Consider the following 1,406-nt stretch of genomic DNA (forward strand, 5'->3'; position numbering starts at 1 on the left):
CTAGTACTGCAACGGTGCTTGCCGTGACTGATGGCCAGGTCGGTCGTTGGTGTGGTTGTGGGTGGGGACCTTGCTGATGTCAGGTTGTGGGCGAGTGAACTGGAAGCTGTGCATGAGCGGTTCGTGCACCGTTTCAGCAGGTCGGAGCCCCGGGAGTCGGCACTTGCTTACATGCGGGGCCTGATCGCTCCGCTGCAGCGGAAGAACGGCTGGACCCTTGCTGAGGAAGCCGGCCACGCAGGTCCGGACCGCATCCACCGGATGCTGAACCGGATCGAGTGGGACGCAGATGAGGTGCTCGACGACGTGCGTCAGTACGTCGTCGACAACCTGGGCGATCCCAACGCTGTTCTGGTCGTGGACGACACGGGCTTCCTGAAGAAGGGGACGCGGTCGGCCGGGGTGCAAAGGCAGTACTCCGGCACCGCCGGGCGGACGGAGAACTGCCAGGTCGGCGTCTTCCTCGCCTATGCCACCGACCGCGGGCGGACACTGATCGACCGGCGCCTCTATCTGCCCACTTCCTGGACCGACGACCGCGAAAGGTGCCGCCGGGCCGGCATCGACGACGAGGTGGCCTTCGAGACCAAGGTGGCCATGGCAAAGGTGATGGTCCGCCGAGCCATCCGAGACAACATCCCATTTCGCTGGGTGACCGCAGATGCCGCCTACGGCTTTTCCAAGGGCTGGCGCTCGGAGCTGGAGCGGGCAGACGTCTTCCACGTCATGGCCACCACCCGGCACGACACCGTGGTCACCCGCTGGGCACTCGACCATCCCGTCCACGACCTGTTCAACGGTCTTGCCCGGCAGAAGTGGAAACGTCGTTCCTGCGGCAGCGGGGCTCACGGCCTGCGAATCTACGACTGGGCTCGGGTCGAGGTGCGGCCCTGGCACCGGCCCGACCGCCGCCACTGGGTGATCGCCCGCCGCAGCGTCGCCCGCCCACAGGAGATCTCCTACTACATCGCCTACTGCTCCGCCGGGACCACGCTCGATGACCTGATCCGCATCGCGGGCAGCCGGTGGGCCATCGAGGAATGCTTCCAGAGCGCGAAGCAGGAATGCGGCCTGGACGACTACCAGGTCCGCCGCTATCCCGGCTGGCACCGCCACATGACCCTGGCCATGGCCGCCCACGCCTGCCTGACCGTCCTGCGAGCCCGCGAGCTGGATGCCGGGAAAGCAGAAACGGATCCTCCCAGCTCATCCACCTCAGCCTCGCCGAAATACGACGGCTGATCACCCGCCTCACCGACCGTCGGCCCACACCCGTCGAGCACATCCTGCACTGGTCGACCTGGCGCCGACGACGACAACACCAGGCCCGCATCAGTCACTACAAACGGCGCGGGCACAGCCCCTGACCTGGCCATCAGTCACGGCAAGCACCGTTGCAGTACTAG

Annotated in this window: 1 protein-coding gene; it reads left to right on the plus strand. The window is 66.3% G+C overall.

Going from position 1 to position 1,406, the window contains the following annotated elements:
• The first annotated feature begins 57 nt into the window (after positions 1 to 57).
• Positions 58 to 1,242, plus strand: a complete 1,185-nt coding sequence (locus AADR41_RS42070; protein ID WP_342287747.1) for an IS701 family transposase — start codon at positions 58 to 60, stop codon at positions 1,240 to 1,242.
• Positions 1,243 to 1,406: the final 164 nt, after the last annotated feature.

It is taken from the genome of Streptomyces sp. CLV115 (assembly GCF_038448545.1).
Classification (GTDB): Bacteria; Actinomycetota; Actinomycetes; order Streptomycetales; family Streptomycetaceae; genus Streptomyces; species Streptomyces sanglieri.